Annotated in this window: 14 protein-coding genes and 2 pseudogenes; 9 read left to right on the forward strand and 7 right to left on the reverse strand. The window is 72.9% G+C overall.

The features are described 5' to 3' along the window. Positions 1-79 precede the first annotated feature (79 nt). Positions 80-634, reverse strand: a complete 555-nt coding sequence (locus ACIP4X_RS17170; protein ID WP_391454561.1) for a VanZ family protein — start codon at positions 632-634, stop codon at positions 80-82. A gap of 237 nt (positions 635-871) precedes the next feature. Between ACIP4X_RS17170 and ACIP4X_RS17175 the strand changes: the two genes are divergently transcribed. After that, positions 872-1,123 (forward strand): DUF6980 family protein, encoded by a 252-nt coding sequence (locus ACIP4X_RS17175; RefSeq protein WP_358729771.1) that lies wholly within the window; start codon positions 872-874, stop codon positions 1,121-1,123. A gap of 33 nt (positions 1,124-1,156) precedes the next feature. On the opposite strand, the gene ACIP4X_RS17180 is transcribed toward ACIP4X_RS17175, so the two are convergent. Then, positions 1,157-1,819 carry a DUF4230 domain-containing protein gene (locus ACIP4X_RS17180; RefSeq protein ID WP_391454560.1) on the reverse strand — a complete coding sequence of 221 codons (663 nt, stop codon included), beginning with the start codon at positions 1,817-1,819 and terminating at the stop codon, positions 1,157-1,159. Between the two features lie 192 nt (positions 1,820-2,011). Between ACIP4X_RS17180 and ACIP4X_RS17185 the strand changes: the two are divergent. After that, positions 2,012-2,981: pseudogene (locus ACIP4X_RS17185) on the forward strand (ribose-phosphate diphosphokinase). A gap of 165 nt (positions 2,982-3,146) precedes the next feature. Continuing rightward, entirely contained in the window at positions 3,147-3,530 is a 384-nt protein-coding gene (locus tag ACIP4X_RS17190) for an anti-sigma factor antagonist (protein ID WP_358729769.1), read from the forward strand. 85 nt (positions 3,531-3,615) lie between these two features. Here the strand turns inward: ACIP4X_RS17190 and ACIP4X_RS17195 are convergent, their stop codons facing one another. Next, on the reverse strand, positions 3,616-4,557 hold the full coding sequence (locus ACIP4X_RS17195) for an NADP-dependent oxidoreductase (RefSeq protein ID WP_358729930.1): 942 nt from the start codon (positions 4,555-4,557) through the stop codon (positions 3,616-3,618). A 202-nt stretch (positions 4,558-4,759) separates the two neighbouring features. On the opposite strand from ACIP4X_RS17195, the gene ACIP4X_RS17200 reads away from it, so the two are divergent. Beyond that, entirely contained in the window at positions 4,760-5,152 is a 393-nt protein-coding gene (locus tag ACIP4X_RS17200) for a VOC family protein (RefSeq protein ID WP_391454559.1), read from the forward strand. A gap of 84 nt (positions 5,153-5,236) precedes the next feature. Here the strand turns inward: ACIP4X_RS17200 and ACIP4X_RS17205 are convergent, their stop codons facing one another. The 4 genes and pseudogenes from ACIP4X_RS17205 to ACIP4X_RS17220 all read right to left on the reverse strand — a co-directional run bounded on the left by ACIP4X_RS17205 (position 5,237) and on the right by ACIP4X_RS17220 (position 8,018). Beyond that, complete coding sequence (locus ACIP4X_RS17205; RefSeq protein WP_358729767.1) at positions 5,237-5,536, reverse strand: DUF4235 domain-containing protein; 300 nt, start codon at positions 5,534-5,536, stop codon at positions 5,237-5,239. A gap of 50 nt (positions 5,537-5,586) precedes the next feature. Next, on the reverse strand, positions 5,587-6,606 hold the full coding sequence (locus ACIP4X_RS17210; RefSeq protein ID WP_391454558.1) for a glutathione S-transferase C-terminal domain-containing protein: 1,020 nt from the start codon (positions 6,604-6,606) through the stop codon (positions 5,587-5,589). Positions 6,607-6,821: 215 nt separating this feature from the next. Next, the gene (locus ACIP4X_RS17215) at positions 6,822-7,271 is read right to left on the reverse strand and encodes a nitroreductase/quinone reductase family protein (protein WP_391454556.1); all 450 of its coding nucleotides are present in this window, start codon (positions 7,269-7,271) and stop codon (positions 6,822-6,824) included. Positions 7,272-7,394: 123 nt separating this feature from the next. Beyond that, positions 7,395-8,018, reverse strand: a pseudogene (locus ACIP4X_RS17220) (LysE family transporter). Positions 8,019-8,287: 269 nt separating this feature from the next. Between ACIP4X_RS17220 and ACIP4X_RS17225 the strand changes: the two are divergent. From ACIP4X_RS17225 to ACIP4X_RS17245, 5 genes are all read left to right on the forward strand, one after another. Beyond that, positions 8,288-9,502 carry a cytochrome P450 gene (locus ACIP4X_RS17225; RefSeq protein WP_358729764.1) on the forward strand — a complete coding sequence of 405 codons (1,215 nt, stop codon included), beginning with the start codon at positions 8,288-8,290 and terminating at the stop codon, positions 9,500-9,502. 12 nt (positions 9,503-9,514) lie between these two features. Next, positions 9,515-9,712 carry a ferredoxin gene (locus ACIP4X_RS17230; RefSeq protein ID WP_100571373.1) on the forward strand — a complete coding sequence of 66 codons (198 nt, stop codon included), beginning with the start codon at positions 9,515-9,517 and terminating at the stop codon, positions 9,710-9,712. Positions 9,713-9,841: 129 nt separating this feature from the next. Next, positions 9,842-10,456, forward strand: coding sequence for a flavoprotein (locus ACIP4X_RS17235; protein WP_358729762.1), 615 nt, complete (start codon positions 9,842-9,844; stop codon positions 10,454-10,456). 39 nt (positions 10,457-10,495) lie between these two features. Continuing rightward, positions 10,496-11,464, forward strand: coding sequence for an aldo/keto reductase (locus ACIP4X_RS17240; protein ID WP_391454552.1), 969 nt, complete (start codon positions 10,496-10,498; stop codon positions 11,462-11,464). Between the two features lie 281 nt (positions 11,465-11,745). Beyond that, positions 11,746-14,124 (forward strand): ricin-type beta-trefoil lectin domain protein, encoded by a 2,379-nt coding sequence (locus ACIP4X_RS17245; protein WP_401348976.1) that lies wholly within the window; start codon positions 11,746-11,748, stop codon positions 14,122-14,124.

The raw sequence follows: 14,124 nt of genomic DNA on the forward strand, positions 1-14,124 counted from the left end.
TGGGGGGTGAATGTGTCGCCCTTGATTCAAGGAGTGAGATAAGGGAGCGTCAATACATGGTACGGACCAATTCCGGCCATCACTCACGCGGCTTGCGCGCGTGCACGGCCCGGCCCATGCGCCGGCCCAGGAGCAACCAACCCAGCAGTGCGCCCGAGGTGTTGAGGATGACGTCGTCGATGTCGAAGGCCCGCCCGGTGATCAGCGCGCCCTGCGCGAACTCCACGAGCAGCATCACCGTCGCGGTGAGCAGCAGCACCGGCAGGACTTTGCGCGCCCCCGGTGCCACGACCGGTACGAGCACGCCGAACGGCACGCCGAGCAGCACGTTCCCGCCGAGCTGCTTGACCGCCTCCCGGGTCTGCGCGCTCTCCAGATAGGCCCGGAGCGAGCTTCCCGGACGCAGATTGCTGTGCGCGATGGACGCCGACGCGGGCGACGGCTCCAGCGTCAGCTTCGCCAGGACGACCGCGAAGGCCACCATGAAGGCGAAGGCGCACAGCATCGCCAGCAACCGCAGCGGCCAGGGCGCGGGCCGCGGGCCGCCGCCGCCCGGCGGCCCGTCGGTCTTGGCCCGGCCCCTGGTCCCGCGCGAGCGAAAAACGGAACGCGGACTGATCGCCACCCGGCCCATGCCACTCCTCCCGAACGACAACTCCCCTACGAGAAAACCCTGTTACCCGCGAACCAACGGAGGATGCCCCGCCCTGCCCGGGGCCTACGCCACGGGACCGGTCTCGGCCGGCCGACGACGTCGTCCAACCGGACTTCGCGCAGAACCGCTCCCGCGAACTGCCTGCCAGTCGCTCCGGTCGGGAGCCCGTGGATTTCGCTTGCGCCGCCGTGGCCGTGGATGATCGGGTGTGCGCCGATGCCGGCGACGACCGACCCTCTACGAGAAGCCGAGGCCATGGGCAACCACTGCTGTGAGGCGATGAGCAGTCACGTGAACATGCGCTGCGGCGTGCACGACGACCCCTTCGACTGCCCGGATGTTCTGATCGACTACAGCGCCGAGTCCCAGGGGTACGGGCTGATCATCCACGATGGCGGCACATCGAGTATCACCATCGACTTCTGTCCCTGGTGCGGACGACGTCTCGCGGAGTCGCTGCGGGAGTGACGGAACGTCCGGCCCCGACGGCCCGGGGGCCGTTCAGGGGCCGTACGTGACGTGGACCTCCTTGAAGCCGAGGGACTTGAGGAGGCCTTCGAGCATGCCGGTGGTGTTGGTCTCGGCACGGGCCGTCAGGCCGCTGTCCTTGGCCGCGTCGGCGATGTGCTCGACGGCGAGCCGCTGCACGGCGTGTTCGCTGTTCGGGTTGTCGGAGAACAGGTCGCCCAGGCGGTCGAGCAGACCGCGCTGCTTGGACACGGCGTAGGAGTGGTCCGCGTCCAGGGCCGGGCGGCCGAGCCGCGCGTGCGGCAGCCGCAGGGTGGCGGTGGTGCGGTCGCCGTCGACCGTCACGTCCTGGTCGCCGAGCCCGCCGAGGTCCACGTAGGCGTCCACGGTGCCGGCCCCGACGTACAGAGTGCGGGTGCCGCGGATCGCGTCGGGCAGGTACTTGCTGTCCTTCTCCAGGTCCACGACGACCTGGAAGTTGCCGGAGGCGGCGTCGTAACGGCTCAGGTCCTGGATCGACTTCAGCAGCGCGGGGCCCGAGCGGTCGTGCGTCTCGGTGCCGAACAGGTCCTTGATGCCGGGCAGCACGGCCAGCGCGACACCGGCGAACAGCAGCGCCGGCACCACCACGACGGCACTCACCGCCTTCGCCCATCCGGGCATGCGCCGGGTGACTCGCTCGGGGGCAGTCGTCATCCCACGGTTCTCCTTCCTCCCCCCTGAGAATGCCCGCCAAATCCATTGCCAGACAGGTGAGTTGACCGGGCGGTGGGCGGTCGCGGCCCGCGGGTGCCCGTCCTGCCCCGGCAGCGGGCGTGCCGCGGCCGGTCACCGCGCGATCAGTAGCATGAGCCGGGAGTGCCGGAAATGATCAGCGAGGAGCGGATCGTGCGAGGCATCGCGGTGTTCAGCGGCAGCGCCCACCCCGACCCGGCGGCGGAGGTCTGCGCGCACCTGGGCGTGCCCCTCAGCCCGGCGCGGGTCAGCGGGTTCGCCAACGACTGCCTGGAGGTGCAGCTGCGCGCGAACTGCCGTGAACGGGACGTCTTCCTCATCCAGCCGCTGGTCAAGCCGGTGCAGGAGCACCTCGTCGAACTGCTGCTGATGTGCGACGCGGCCCGCGGCGCGTCCGCCGGGCGGATCACCGTCGTGATGCCGCACTACTCCTACGCCCGCTCCGACAAGAAGGACGCCCCGCGCATCTCGCCCGGCGGCCGGCTGGTGGCCGACCTGCTGGTCGCGGCGGGCGCGAGCCGGGTCCTGGCGATGACGCTGCACGCCCCGCATGTGCACGGCTTCTTCCCGGTGCCCGTCGACCACCTGCACGCGCTGCGCGAACTCGCCGAGCACTTCCGGCAGTACGACCTGTCCCGCACCACCGTGGTCTCCCCGGACCTGGGCAACGCCAAGGAGGCGGCCGCGTTCGCCCGGATGATCGGGGCCCGGGTGGCCGCCGGGGCCAAGCAGCGCTACGCCGACGACCGGGTGACCATCAGCTCCGTCATCGGCGACGTGGCAGGCCGGGACGTCATCGTGCTGGACGACGAGATCGCCAAGGGCAGCACGGTGCTCGAACTGCTCAACCGGCTGCGCGAGTTGGGTCCCCGCTCGATCCGCGTCGCCTGCACCCACGGCCTGTTCGCGGCCTGGCGCCCTCAAACGGCTGACCGAGCGGAGCGACGTCCTGGAGATCGTGTGCACCAACACCGTGCCGGTGCCGGCGGAGGGCGAGGAGTACCGGGATCACAAGGACAAGCTGCGGATCCTGTCCATCGCCCCGGCCCTCGCCGAGGCCGTGCGCCGCATCCACAACGGCGAGTCGGTGAGCGCCCTGTTCGACGCGCCGCCCGGCGAGTAGCCACAGTCGGCCGGAATTCGGAGACATATGTCAACCGAACATGCTGGAATTCACTCTTACGAGGGTAACTTGCTGAGCGGGTAGGGGTGTTGGGCCCCGAACACCGGGGGATGCTGTGATCTCCGAGCCCGTCGTACGAGGAGCCGGCTGGAGGGGAAGGTCGTCGTGCAGCAGGAACCTGCGCCGTCGTTCACCCGGCATCTGCGTGTCCACCGGGACCGAGGGCACACGGTGCTCGAGTTCCGGGGCGAGATCGACATCGCCGCCGAGGCGCAGATCGCCCCCCACATCGACCGGGCCACCGCGCCGCCCGGGGCCCGGGTCGTGATCGACCTGAGCCGGGTGGATTTCTTCGACTGCTCAGGGCTGCGCCTGCTCTACCGGGCACGCGGCCGGGTCCTCGACCACGGCGGAGAGCTGCACCTCGTGTGCACGCACCCGCTGACCCTGCGCATCCTGAAGGTGACCGGCCTGTCCCGGCTGCTGCCTCCGCAACCGACACTGGCGGCGGCCCTGGAACAGCACGGGGCCGCGTCCGGCTCGGTGTGACGGGCGCGCGCTCGGTGTGACCGGGCAAGCCGCCGGCTCAGCCTGACCGGGCACGCCGCCGGACGGCGTGCCCGGTCGCCGGGCGTCAGTCCATCAGCAGGACCAGCTTGCCCGTGGTCCGGCCGGTCTCGCCGGCCTCGTGCGCCCTGGCGGCCTCGGCCAGCGGGAAAGTCCCGGCGATCGTGGCGCGCAGCCCGCCCTTCTCGACGAGCCGCGCGATCTCCCGCATGTCGTGGCGGTCGGCGTCGACGAGCATCCGGACCGCCCGCACGCCGAGCCGCTCGGCCTCGCGGTAGAGGTCGTCGGAGCCGACCGGCACGATCGACACCACGATCCCGCCGGGCCGCAGGACCCGCAGCGAACGGAGCGAGGTCTCCCCGCCGATGGGGTCCAGTACGACATCGACGTCGCGTACCGCCTCGGTGAAGTCGGTGGAGCGGTAGTCGACCGGCTCGTCCACGCCGATGCCGCGCAGGAAGTCGTGCTTGCCCGCGCCTGCGGTGCCGAAGACGTACGCGCCGCGCGCCTTGGCGATCTGCACGGCCACATGGCCGACCCCGCCGGCCGCCGCGTGGATCAGCACCCGCTGCCCCGCCCGGAGATCCGCCCGCTCCACCAGCGCCTGCCACGCGGTCAGCGACACCAGCGGCAGCGCGCCCGCCTGGACATGGTCGATCCCGGTCGGCTTCGGCACGAGGAACCGGGCCGGCGCGGTCACGTACTCGGCGTGCGAGCCGTGCCCGAACGGGTACGACAGCATGCCGAAGACCTCGTCCCCGGGCCGGTGGAGGGAGGCGCCGACACCCGTCGCCTCGACCACCCCGGAGACGTCCCAGCCCAGTACGAACGGCGGCTGCCCCAGGAAGAGGCCGCCGGCCCGGTGTTTCCAGTCGGTGGGGTTCAGCCCGGCGGCCCGCACCCGTACCAGCACCTCGTTGGGCCTGGGCACGGGCCGCTCCAGCTCGACCTCCCGCAGCACCTCGGGACCGCCGAGGACGTCCTGACTGATCGCGCGCATCGTCTCCATGCCGTTCGTCTCCATGCCGTTCATGGTGAACGAGTCCGCCCGTCCCGCGGCCCCGACTCTCCTGCCGCCGCTCGGACCTGGCGGGCGGTCAAGTTGCCCCCGAGTTCCCCCGCGGCGCGTGCCTGAATCCGCGGGGCCGGGATATCCGGGAAGGAGGGCGGCCGGACACCCACGTCCCGCCGCCGGACCCTACGGAGGAGACATGCCACTGGTGAACGCGGGCGTCGTGGTGCTCGACTGCGCCGAGCCCGAGAAACTCGCCGTGTTCTACAAGGAGTTGCTCCAGGCGCGGGACACGGACGTGACCGCGAACCTGGTGGAGATCAGGGCCGCCGACGGACTGCGGCTCGCCTTCCGCCGCGACGCGAACGCCACACCGCCGAGCTGGCCGCGCCCGGAGAACTCGCTCCAGATCCACCTGGACTTCCTGGTGGACGACCTGGACGCGGCCGAACGCCGGGTCGTCGAACTCGGTGGCCGCCCGCTCGAAGCCAAGGACGCCCCCGGCCCGTACGAGGAGCGCGGCTGCTCCGACCCGGCCGGCCACACCTTCACCCTCCGCCGCGTCCTCGAGATGGGCCCCAAGCAGGGCTGACCCCACCCGGCGCCGTGCCGGTCGCGCGGCGCCGGTCGCGGTCCGCGGCGGGCGCGTCGGCCGTGGTTCCACGGAGGCGCCGGGTCAGTCGCGGTCGTCCCTGACCTTGGCGGGCCAGACGCCGATCGAGCGTTCGACGGCGGTGGCACCGGCCCGGTCGACGGCGCCGCGCACGACGGCGAAGATGGCGCCCTGCACGGCCGCCGCGAGCAGGATCTCCCCCCAGCGGCGGTTCTCGTCGAGCGGCTCGGGCGCCTCGTCCTCGTGGCGGATGGCCTTCCACGTCGCGCGGAACGCCAGGCCCGCCAGCGCGCCGCCGGCCCAGCCCAGCAAGAAGCCGACGGGCTGGTAGGCGAGCGGGAGCTTGAGCTTCTTCTTGGCCATCGGTGTCTCCTTTGCCGGTACGGGCGCGAGGCTCTCGGAGCGGGCCGTCGTCAGGGCCGGCCCTGCGGCGGGACCTCCTCACCGGGCGGTACGGGACCCGGAGGCGTCCCGTCGCCGAAGGGGCGCCCGCCGAGCTCCTCGCGGTGGTGCGGGCTCAGCCAGCCGGACAGGTCGGGGCCGAGGGGCACGATCCGGGTCGGGTTGATGCCGGTGTGCACCTGGTAGTAGTGCCGCTTGATGTGGTCGAAGTCGACCGTGTCCCCGAAGCCGGGCGTCTGGTACAGGTCCCGGGCGTACGCCCACAGCACCGGGCTCTCGGCGAGCTTCCAGCGGTTGCACTTGAAGTGGCCGTGGTAGACGGCGTCGAACCGGACCAGCGTGGTGAACAGCCGGATGTCCGCCTCGGTGATCGTGTCGCCCACGAGGTAGCGCTGTCCGGCCAGACGGGGCTCCAGCAGCTCAAGCCGCCGGAACACGCCCGCGCAGGCCGCCTCGTACTCCTCCTGGTTCGTGGCGAAGCCCGCCCGGTACACGCCGTTGTTGACGTCCTCGTAGACCTCCGCCATCACCGTGTCGATCTCGTCGCGCCGCGCCCGCGGGTACAGATCGGGAGCGCCGGGCCGGTGCAGCGCGCTCCACTCGGTGGCGAGGTCGAGCGTGATCTGCTGGTAGTCGTTGGTGACCAGCTCGCCGCTGGGCACGTCGACGACCGCGGGCACGCTCACCCCGCCGGGGTAGCCGGTCTCCCGCCGGTCGTAGGCCTCGCTGAGGAAGCGGATCCCGAGCACGGGATCCCGGCCGTCGGGGTCGAGTGTGAAACGCCAGCTCCGGTCGTCCTGGATCGGATCCACGACGGCGAGGGACAGGACGTGCTCCAGCCCCAGCAGCCGCCGTGAGACCAGGGCCCTGCTCGCCCACGGGCAGGCACGGCTGACCACCAGCCGGTACCGTCCGGCCTCCACCGGCCGGCCGTCCCGCCCGTCGGCGGTGATCCGGTCCGCGAAGTGGCTCCTGGACCGTTTGAAGGCCTTGTGGCCGTAGGCGCTGTTGCCCTCGCCCCCGCCGCTCATGTGTCCTCCCTGCTCGGCCTGGCGCACGGATGTCCTGGTGAACACGTTCCCCGAAATCCGCCCGCGGCACGGAGTGAGCCGCCGCGGACCCGGTGCGGCGGACCGGTCGCGGGCACGAAGGGGCCCCGCCGCGACGGGGGAGCGCGGCGGGGCCTGACAGACGCATGCCCGGACGGGACGGGCTCATGCCTCCCGGCCGGAATTTCCCTCGCGGCTCAGCTCGCGGCGGCCGGTTCCAGCACGAAGACCGGGATCTCCCGTGAGGTCTTCTCCTGGTACTCCGCGTACGGCGGGAACGCGGCCACCGCCCGCTCCCACCACTGCGCCTTCTCCGCGCCGGTGACCTCACGGGCCGCCATGTCCCGCTTGACCGGGCCGTCCTGGAGCTCGACGCGGGGGTCGGCCTTGAGGTTGAAGTACCAGAACGGGTGCTTGGGCGCACCGCCCTGGGAGGCCACCACGGCGTACCGCCCGTCGTGCTCCACGCGCATCAGCGGTGTCTTGCGGATCCGGCCGCTGCGCGCACCCACGGTGGTCAGCAGGATCACGGGCAGCCCCGTGTCCCGCAGCGTGGTCCCCTCGGTACCGCCCGAACTCTCGTACAGCTCCACCTGCTCCCGCACCCACTGCGTCGGGCTGGGCTCGTACACACCCTCAAGAGCCATGCCGGCCGTCCTCTCGTCGCGTCCGTGACCGATGGTGCACGCCATTCAACATCGACGCCGCCCCGATCCATCCCGGCCCCGTCCCCGCCGCGCCGCCACGGGCCGCGGCTGCGACCGGGACGCTCACCCCGGCGCTGCCGCCGTCCGTGCCGCCAGCAGCGTGATCACAGCCTGGACACCAGGGCCGTCGCCAGTTGTCCCCGGGGGCCCGTCAGGGTGCGGCCGAGCAGCGTGCCGCCGCCCGCGAGCAGCAGTTGCCGGCTTGCGGAGGCGGTGAAGGCCGCCAGGACGAACACCGCCCGATCGGACGGTGGCGTGGCGCGCGTGCCGAGGACCAGTGCCGCGAAGAAGAGCAGCGTGGTCGGGTTGAGCAGGGTGAGGCCGAGCAGGCTCAGGTACGCGCGGGCCGGGCCCGGTGGCGGTGGGGGCGCCCGGGTGGCCGTCCGGCGCCCTCGGTACCGGCGCAGCGCGCCGACCGCGCCCCGGACGGCCAGGGCGGCGAGGAGCAGGGCCGAGGCCCAGCGCAGCGGCACCGTCACCGGTCGCAGCGCGGCGGCCAGGACCGAGCCGCCGAGGAGGGCGAGCAGGGCGTAGAGCCCGTCGGCCGTCGCCACGCCGAGCGCGGCGCACACACCGGTCCGCAGGGACGAGCGGGCGGTCAGGGTGACGAGGTAGGACCGCGACGGCGCCGACGGGCACGGCGATGCCGTAGCCCGCGAGGAGGCCCGCGACGAGCGCGGCGCTCACGACCGCGGCGGACCGGGCCTCCGGGGACGCCCGGGCTGGCCCCGGCCCCGTGCCGAAAGGACGGCAGCGGCGGGAACACACGGGTCGTGGGCATGGCCGGATCCTGTACGCCGTGCCGTTTCGGCGACAACCGAATTACGATGCGGAGTGGACGGTTCCCAGCCAGGTCGCGCAGGTAGCCGATCTGGCCGAACTTCATGTCGTGCGTTGGATGCCTTGGGCATCTAATGAAGATCGGCACGACGCATCCTCCGTCTGCGAGGTCTTCCATGACAGACACGACAGACCCGACCGAGCTGACAGATCCCGTCTCCTTCCCCCAGGACCGGAGCTGTCCCTACCACCCGCCCACCGGGTACGACCCGCTGCGCACCGAACGGCCGCTCGCCCGCATCCGGCTCTACGACGGCCGCCCCGCCTGGCTCGTCACCGGCCACGCCGTCGCCCGTGACCTGCTGGTCGACCCCCGCCTGTCCACGGACCGCAACCGCTCGGGCTTCCCGGCCACCACCCCCCGCTTCGCCGCGGTCCGCGACCGCAAGCCGGCGCTCCTCGGCGTCGACGACCCCAAGCACCGCACCCAGCGGCGGATGATGATCCCGAGCTTCACCCTCAGGCGCGCCACCGAGCTCAGGCCGCGCATGCAGGAGATCGTCGACGAGCTGCTGGACGCGATGATCGCCCAGGGACCCCCCGCCGACCTGGTGCGTTCCTTCGCGCTGCCGGTGCCGTCCATGGTGATCTGCGCCCTGCTCGGCGTTCCCTACGCCGACCACGAGTTCTTCGAGGAGCAGTCCAGGCGGCTGCTGCGCGGACCGGCGGCAGAGGACACGCGGGACGCCCGCGACCGGCTGGCCGCGTATCTGGAGGACCTGATCGACCAGAAGCGGCGCCGGCCCGGCGACGGCCTGCTGGACGAACTCATCCAGCAGCGCCTGAACGAGGGCGAGCTCGACCGCGACGAGCTGACCGCCCTGGCAATGATCCTGCTGGTCGCGGGCCACGAGACCACCGCCAACATGATCTCCCTCGGCACCTACACGCTCCTGCTGCACCCCGAACGGCTGACCGAGCTGCGCGCCGACCCCGGGCTGCTGCCGGACGCCATCGAGGAACTGATGCGGATGCTGTCCATCGCGGACGGACTGCTGCGGCAGGCCACCGAGGACATCGAGATCGCCGGGACCACGATCAGGGCCGGGGACGGCGTGGTCTTCTCCACCTCCGTCATCAACCGCGACGAGGACGTCTACCCGGCTCCCGACACCCTCGACTTCCACCGCTCGACCCGCCACCACGTCGCCTTCGGTTTCGGCATCCACCAGTGCCTCGGCCAGAACCTCGCCCGCACCGAACTGGAGATCGCCCTGAGCACGCTCCTCGAACGGCTGCCCACGCTCCGGCTCGCCGCCCCACCGGAGGAAATCCCCTTCAAACCCGGCGACACCATCCAGGGGATGCTGGAACTCCCCGTCAGCTGGTAAGAGGCTGCCGCCATGCACATCGAGATCGACAAGGACCGCTGCATCGGCGCCGGACAGTGCGCCCTGACCGCTCCGGGGGTGTTCACCCAGGACGACGACGGCTTCAGTGACCTGCTGCCCGGCCGGGAGGACGGCGCCGGCGACCCGATGGTCCGGGAGGCCGCCAGGGCCTGCCCCGTGAGCGCCATCACGCTGTCCGAGGACGGGTAGTGGGCCGGTCCGTGCCGCCCGCCGGACCGCCGCAGGGGCCACGTGCCGACGCGGCGGCCGGCCGGCCCGCCCGGTGCCCGTCGCGTCGCCCCATGGCCCCGGCGGCGGCCGATTGACTAGGGTTCCCGGGTGAGCGAACAGGCCCAGCAGCCCTCCGGGGCGCCGCCCGCGAAGAACGCCGGGACAGCGCCCGGGAAACCCTTCCTCTACGTCGTCGTCTGCGCCGCCGGCATCGCCGAGGGCGTCAGCAAGCTGATCACCGCCGCGCAGGAGCGGGGCTGGGAGGTCGGTGTCATCGCGACCCCGGTCGCCATGGGCGGCTTCTTCGACACCGCCGCCGTCGAGGCGCAGACCCGCCGCCCCATCCGGTCGGCCTGGCGCACACCGGGCGACCCGCGCCCGTTCCCGCCGCCGGACGCCGTGGTCGTGGCACCCGCCACCTTCAACACGCTCAACAAGTGGGCCGCCGGGACCGCCGACACCCTCGCCCTGGCCACCCTGTGCGAGACCTACGGCCTGGGCGTCCCGGTCGCGGTCCTGCCGTGCGTCTCCGACACCCTCGCCGCCCACCCCGCCTACCAGGACAGCCTCGTCCGCCTGCGCGCGATGGGGGTCCGCTTCGGCGAGCCGTTCTCCGGCGAGCCGGCACCGGACGGCGGCCGGCCCGAGTTCGGCTGGGAACGGGTACTGGACCTGCTGGACACGTCCGTGGCGCCGACGCCCGCGGACCGTCCCGGCCCGTGACCGGCGATCACCAAGGAACCAAGGACGGGAGCAGCAACGATGCAGTACGTGAAGCTCGGTTCGACGGGCCTCGAGGTGTCGCGGATCTGTCTGGGCTGCATGACCTACGGCGTGCCCGGCCGCGGCTCGCACGAGTGGACCCTCGACGAGGAGGCCTCGCGCCCGCTGATCCGGCAGGCGCTGGAGGCGGGGATCACCTTCTTCGACACGGCCAACGTCTACTCCGACGGCACGAGCGAGGAGATCGTCGGCCGCGCGCTGCGCGACTTCGCCCGCCGCGACGACGTCGTCCTCGCCACCAAGGTGCACGGCCGGATGCGGCCGGGACCCAATGGCGGCGGGCTGTCCCGCAAGGCGATCATGACGGAGATCGACCACAGCCTGCGCCGGCTGGGCACCGACCACGTCGACCTGTACCAGATCCACCGCTGGGACCCGCACACGCCGGTCGAGGAGACCATGGAGGCGCTGCACGACCTGGTGAAGGCGGGCAAGGTCCGCTACATCGGGGCGAGTTCGATGTACGCGTGGCAGTTCTCCAAGGCCCAGTACACGGCCCTGCTGCACGGCTGGACCCGGTTCGTCTCCATGCAGAACCACTACAACCTGCTCTACCGCGAGGAGGAGCGGGAGATGCTTCCGCTCTGCGCGGACCAGGGCGTCGGCGTACTGCCGTGGAGCCCGCTGGCACGCGGCCGCCTCACCCGGGACTGGGGCACCACCACCGAGCGCAGCGCCACCGACGCCTTCGGCGGCCGGCTCTACCCGGAGGGCGACCGCGGCATCGTCGAGGCCGTCACCCGCGTCGCCGGTGACCGCGGGGTGCCGCGCGCCCAGGTCGCCCTCGCCTGGCTGCTGCGCCAGGACACGGTCACGGCGCCGATCGTGGGCGCGTCCAGGCCGGAGCACCTGCGGGACGCGGTGGCCGCGGTCGGACTGGAGCTGAGCGACAAGGAGGCCGAGGAGCTGGAGGGGCCCTACACGCCGCACGCCGTCAGCGGTCACTGAGGACGGAAATTGCCGTGTGCGCCGGGTGGTAATCGCATTCCATCCGCGGGAATTGACAATAGGTCAACGCGGGGCGCCGAGAGCGTTATGCGCAAAACCGTGTGATCCCTTGTTGCTCGCCGCTGGCCTGTGCAAAGGTGTGGCCAGTCGGCGAGCAGACCATGGTCCTCCCTCTGCGCGGGGGACGTTCGAGATGCCGGCACGCCCTCTTCGGCAGGGACTTTTGGTATGGACCAAATCCGTGGTGTGTACGGAGGAATGCAGCCGTGAAAGACCCGGGAATGTCCAATTCCCCCACGTCACCCGATCCGTTCGGTACCACGGACGAGCAGTTGAGCGCCGAACTCCGGAAGTGGACGGGCACCTCGCCCGCTCTGCTGCCCGTGGGTGAACTCCTCGACCGGCACTGGGAGGCGGCCTTCGCCTACGCGCGGCTGTGCACCGACGGGTCCCATCCCGCGGGCATGCTGACCACGGCTGCCTTCACCCGGCTGTTCGGCCAGTCCCTGCGGCAGTCCGGGCCGACGGCCGCCTGGCGGCCCCAACTGCTCGTCACCGTACGGCGGATCGCGGGGGAGTGGAGCACGGACCACCGCCGGGAGATGCTGCACCCCGAGTTGAGGGCCGCGGGCGCCGAGGGCGACCGGATCGCCGCGCGGCTGCTGCCGCCGGGCGACCGGCGGCTGCTGTCCCGGGCGTTCCAGCGGCTGCCGCAGACGGCGCGTGCCCTGCTGTGGCACGCCGAGGTCGAGGCCGAACCGCTTGCCGCGCCGGCCCGGCTGCTCGGCCTCGACGAGGAGGACGCGTGCCTCGAACTCGAGCGTGCCCGGGAGCGGTTGCGCGAGGAGTGCCTCCAGGTGCACCGCGAGATCGCGCCCCAGCAGGAGTGCCTGCTCTACCTGCGGCTGCTCGACGTGACCTACCGGCGCGGCGGCGCCCACGTCGACCCGGACCTGCGTACGCACCTGGCCGGCTGCACGCACTGCCGGCACACCGCCGACCAACTGGCCCAGTTCAACGGAGACCTGGGCGCGGCCCTGGCCGAGGGCGTCCTCGGCTGGGGCGCGTCCACCTACCGCGCCCACCGCCTGACCGTCCCCCCGGCCCCGACGGAACCGGCCCCCGAGCCCCCGCGGCCCGCCCCCACCGGAGGCGAGCCCTTCACACCCTCTGCCGCCCCGAACCCACCCGGCCCACGGGCGGCCGGCGGGGCGGGCCGGAGCGGTGGCCTTCCGACCACCCCGCCCGTCCCGGAGTCCGCGTCGGCGGGGGGCGCGTTCTCGGCGTCGGGTCCGTCCGGTCCGGTGGCGGGCGGCGACGAGTACGAGGGGCGGCGGTCCGGCGGGGCGGGCCAGGGCGGCGGCTTGGCGTCGGGTCCGTCCGGTCCGGCGGCGGGCGGCGATGAGCATCCGGGGCGGCGGTCCGGCGGGGCGGGTCGGGACGGTGGCCTGCGTGCGACCTCGGCCGCCCCTGGCGGGGCCCGCGTCCCCGAGGCCGGGGCGGGGGTACCGGCTGAGGGCGAGCTGTTCGCGCCGGAGGAGCCGTTCGGTCGGTCGGAGGCCGGTCAGGCCCAACCGCCGACGCACGGCGCCCCCCGCGCGGCGCCGCCCCACCTCGTCCCCGAGGCGTCCGACGCCGTGCCCTTCGTGGCTCCCTTCTCCGCCGAGCCCTGGGGCTCCGGCCCGCCGACCGTCACCCCAGGGGGCGGGCCGGGTGGGGAACCAGCCCCGGCGGAGCACGGCGGCACGGCAGCGGGGCCGAGGGGCGGGACGGCCGGACGCGGACGGGTGGCGCGCAAGGCGGCGCGGCGGGTCGCGCGGCAGCGGAACGTGGCCATCGCCGTGGCCACGGTGAGCGGGCTGGTCGTGCTGCCGTTCGCGCTGTGGGCGGTGCTCGGTTCCGGGAACGGGGCCCCTGAGCACGCCGCAGGACAGAAGCCCACCGAGCCGCCCGGCACCGGCGCCTCCGCCTCCGGGCCGACCTGGACCGGAGCCGGGACGGCGGCCAGGGGCACCCTGCGCGGACGGCTGCACAACGCCGCGTCCGGACTGTGCGTGGGCGCCGTCGGCGGGAAGGCCGTCGAAGGCGCCGAGACCGAGCTGACGGCCTGCTCCTCGGCACCCGGTCAGCAATGGGTCTACGAGACCGACGGACTGCTGCGCAGCGGCGCCGCGCCCGCCCTGTGCCTGGACTCCCACCTCGGCTACTCGGTACGGCTCGTCCCCTGCGTGGACGTGTCCCGGCCCGGCGGCAGGAACATCCGCTACGACTTCACCCTTCAGGGCACCCTCGTACCCCGCTTCGACCAGGACCTGGCCCTGACGCCCGCCGCCACCGACGGCGGCGGCGCCCTCGTGCTCAAGACCCGCGTGAAGAACGACACCCAGCGCTGGGCGATGGACACCACCATGCCGGAACTCCAGATGGAGGTGGTCAACTGGGACCTGGCCGGCGGCTCGTCGGCCGGGCCCTCGGCCCCGGAACCCGGCCCGTCGGACTCGGCGGGACAGGGCACACCGGCCGGCGGCGCATCCCGGACCGCCCCGCCGCCCCCGGCCGCCGTCACCGACCCGCCCGCCGTGGACGACTGCTCCTCCCACGGCCACGCCTGCTCCTGGAACGGCAGGGACGGACACCACCGCCACGGCGGCGGCCGCTGA

Origin of the sequence: Streptomyces sp. NPDC088817, from assembly GCF_044750345.1 — a bacterium.
Taxonomy (GTDB): Bacteria; Actinomycetota; Actinomycetes; order Streptomycetales; family Streptomycetaceae; genus Streptomyces.

Bases quoted from the DNA above. Each gene is read 5' to 3' on its own strand.
- ACIP4X_RS17170 (WP_391454561.1), bottom strand. From the start codon at position 634: ATGGGCCGGGTGGCGATCAGTCCGCGTTCCGTTTTTCGCTCGCGCGGG.
- ACIP4X_RS17175 (WP_358729771.1), top strand. From the start codon at position 872: ATGCCGGCGACGACCGACCCTCTACGAGAAGCCGAGGCCATGGGCAAC.
- ACIP4X_RS17180 (WP_391454560.1), bottom strand. From the start codon at position 1,819: ATGACGACTGCCCCCGAGCGAGTCACCCGGCGCATGCCCGGATGGGCG.
- ACIP4X_RS17195 (WP_358729930.1), bottom strand. From the start codon at position 4,557: ATGGAGACGATGCGCGCGATCAGTCAGGACGTCCTCGGCGGTCCCGAG.
- ACIP4X_RS17200 (WP_391454559.1), top strand. From the start codon at position 4,760: ATGCCACTGGTGAACGCGGGCGTCGTGGTGCTCGACTGCGCCGAGCCC.
- ACIP4X_RS17205 (WP_358729767.1), bottom strand. From the start codon at position 5,536: ATGGCCAAGAAGAAGCTCAAGCTCCCGCTCGCCTACCAGCCCGTCGGC.
- ACIP4X_RS17210 (WP_391454558.1), bottom strand. From the start codon at position 6,606: ATGAGCGGCGGGGGCGAGGGCAACAGCGCCTACGGCCACAAGGCCTTC.
- ACIP4X_RS17215 (WP_391454556.1), bottom strand. From the start codon at position 7,271: ATGGCTCTTGAGGGTGTGTACGAGCCCAGCCCGACGCAGTGGGTGCGG.
- ACIP4X_RS17225 (WP_358729764.1), top strand. From the start codon at position 8,288: ATGACAGACACGACAGACCCGACCGAGCTGACAGATCCCGTCTCCTTC.
- ACIP4X_RS17230 (WP_100571373.1), top strand. From the start codon at position 9,515: ATGCACATCGAGATCGACAAGGACCGCTGCATCGGCGCCGGACAGTGC.
- ACIP4X_RS17240 (WP_391454552.1), top strand. From the start codon at position 10,496: ATGCAGTACGTGAAGCTCGGTTCGACGGGCCTCGAGGTGTCGCGGATC.
- ACIP4X_RS17245 (WP_401348976.1), top strand. From the start codon at position 11,746: ATGTCCAATTCCCCCACGTCACCCGATCCGTTCGGTACCACGGACGAG.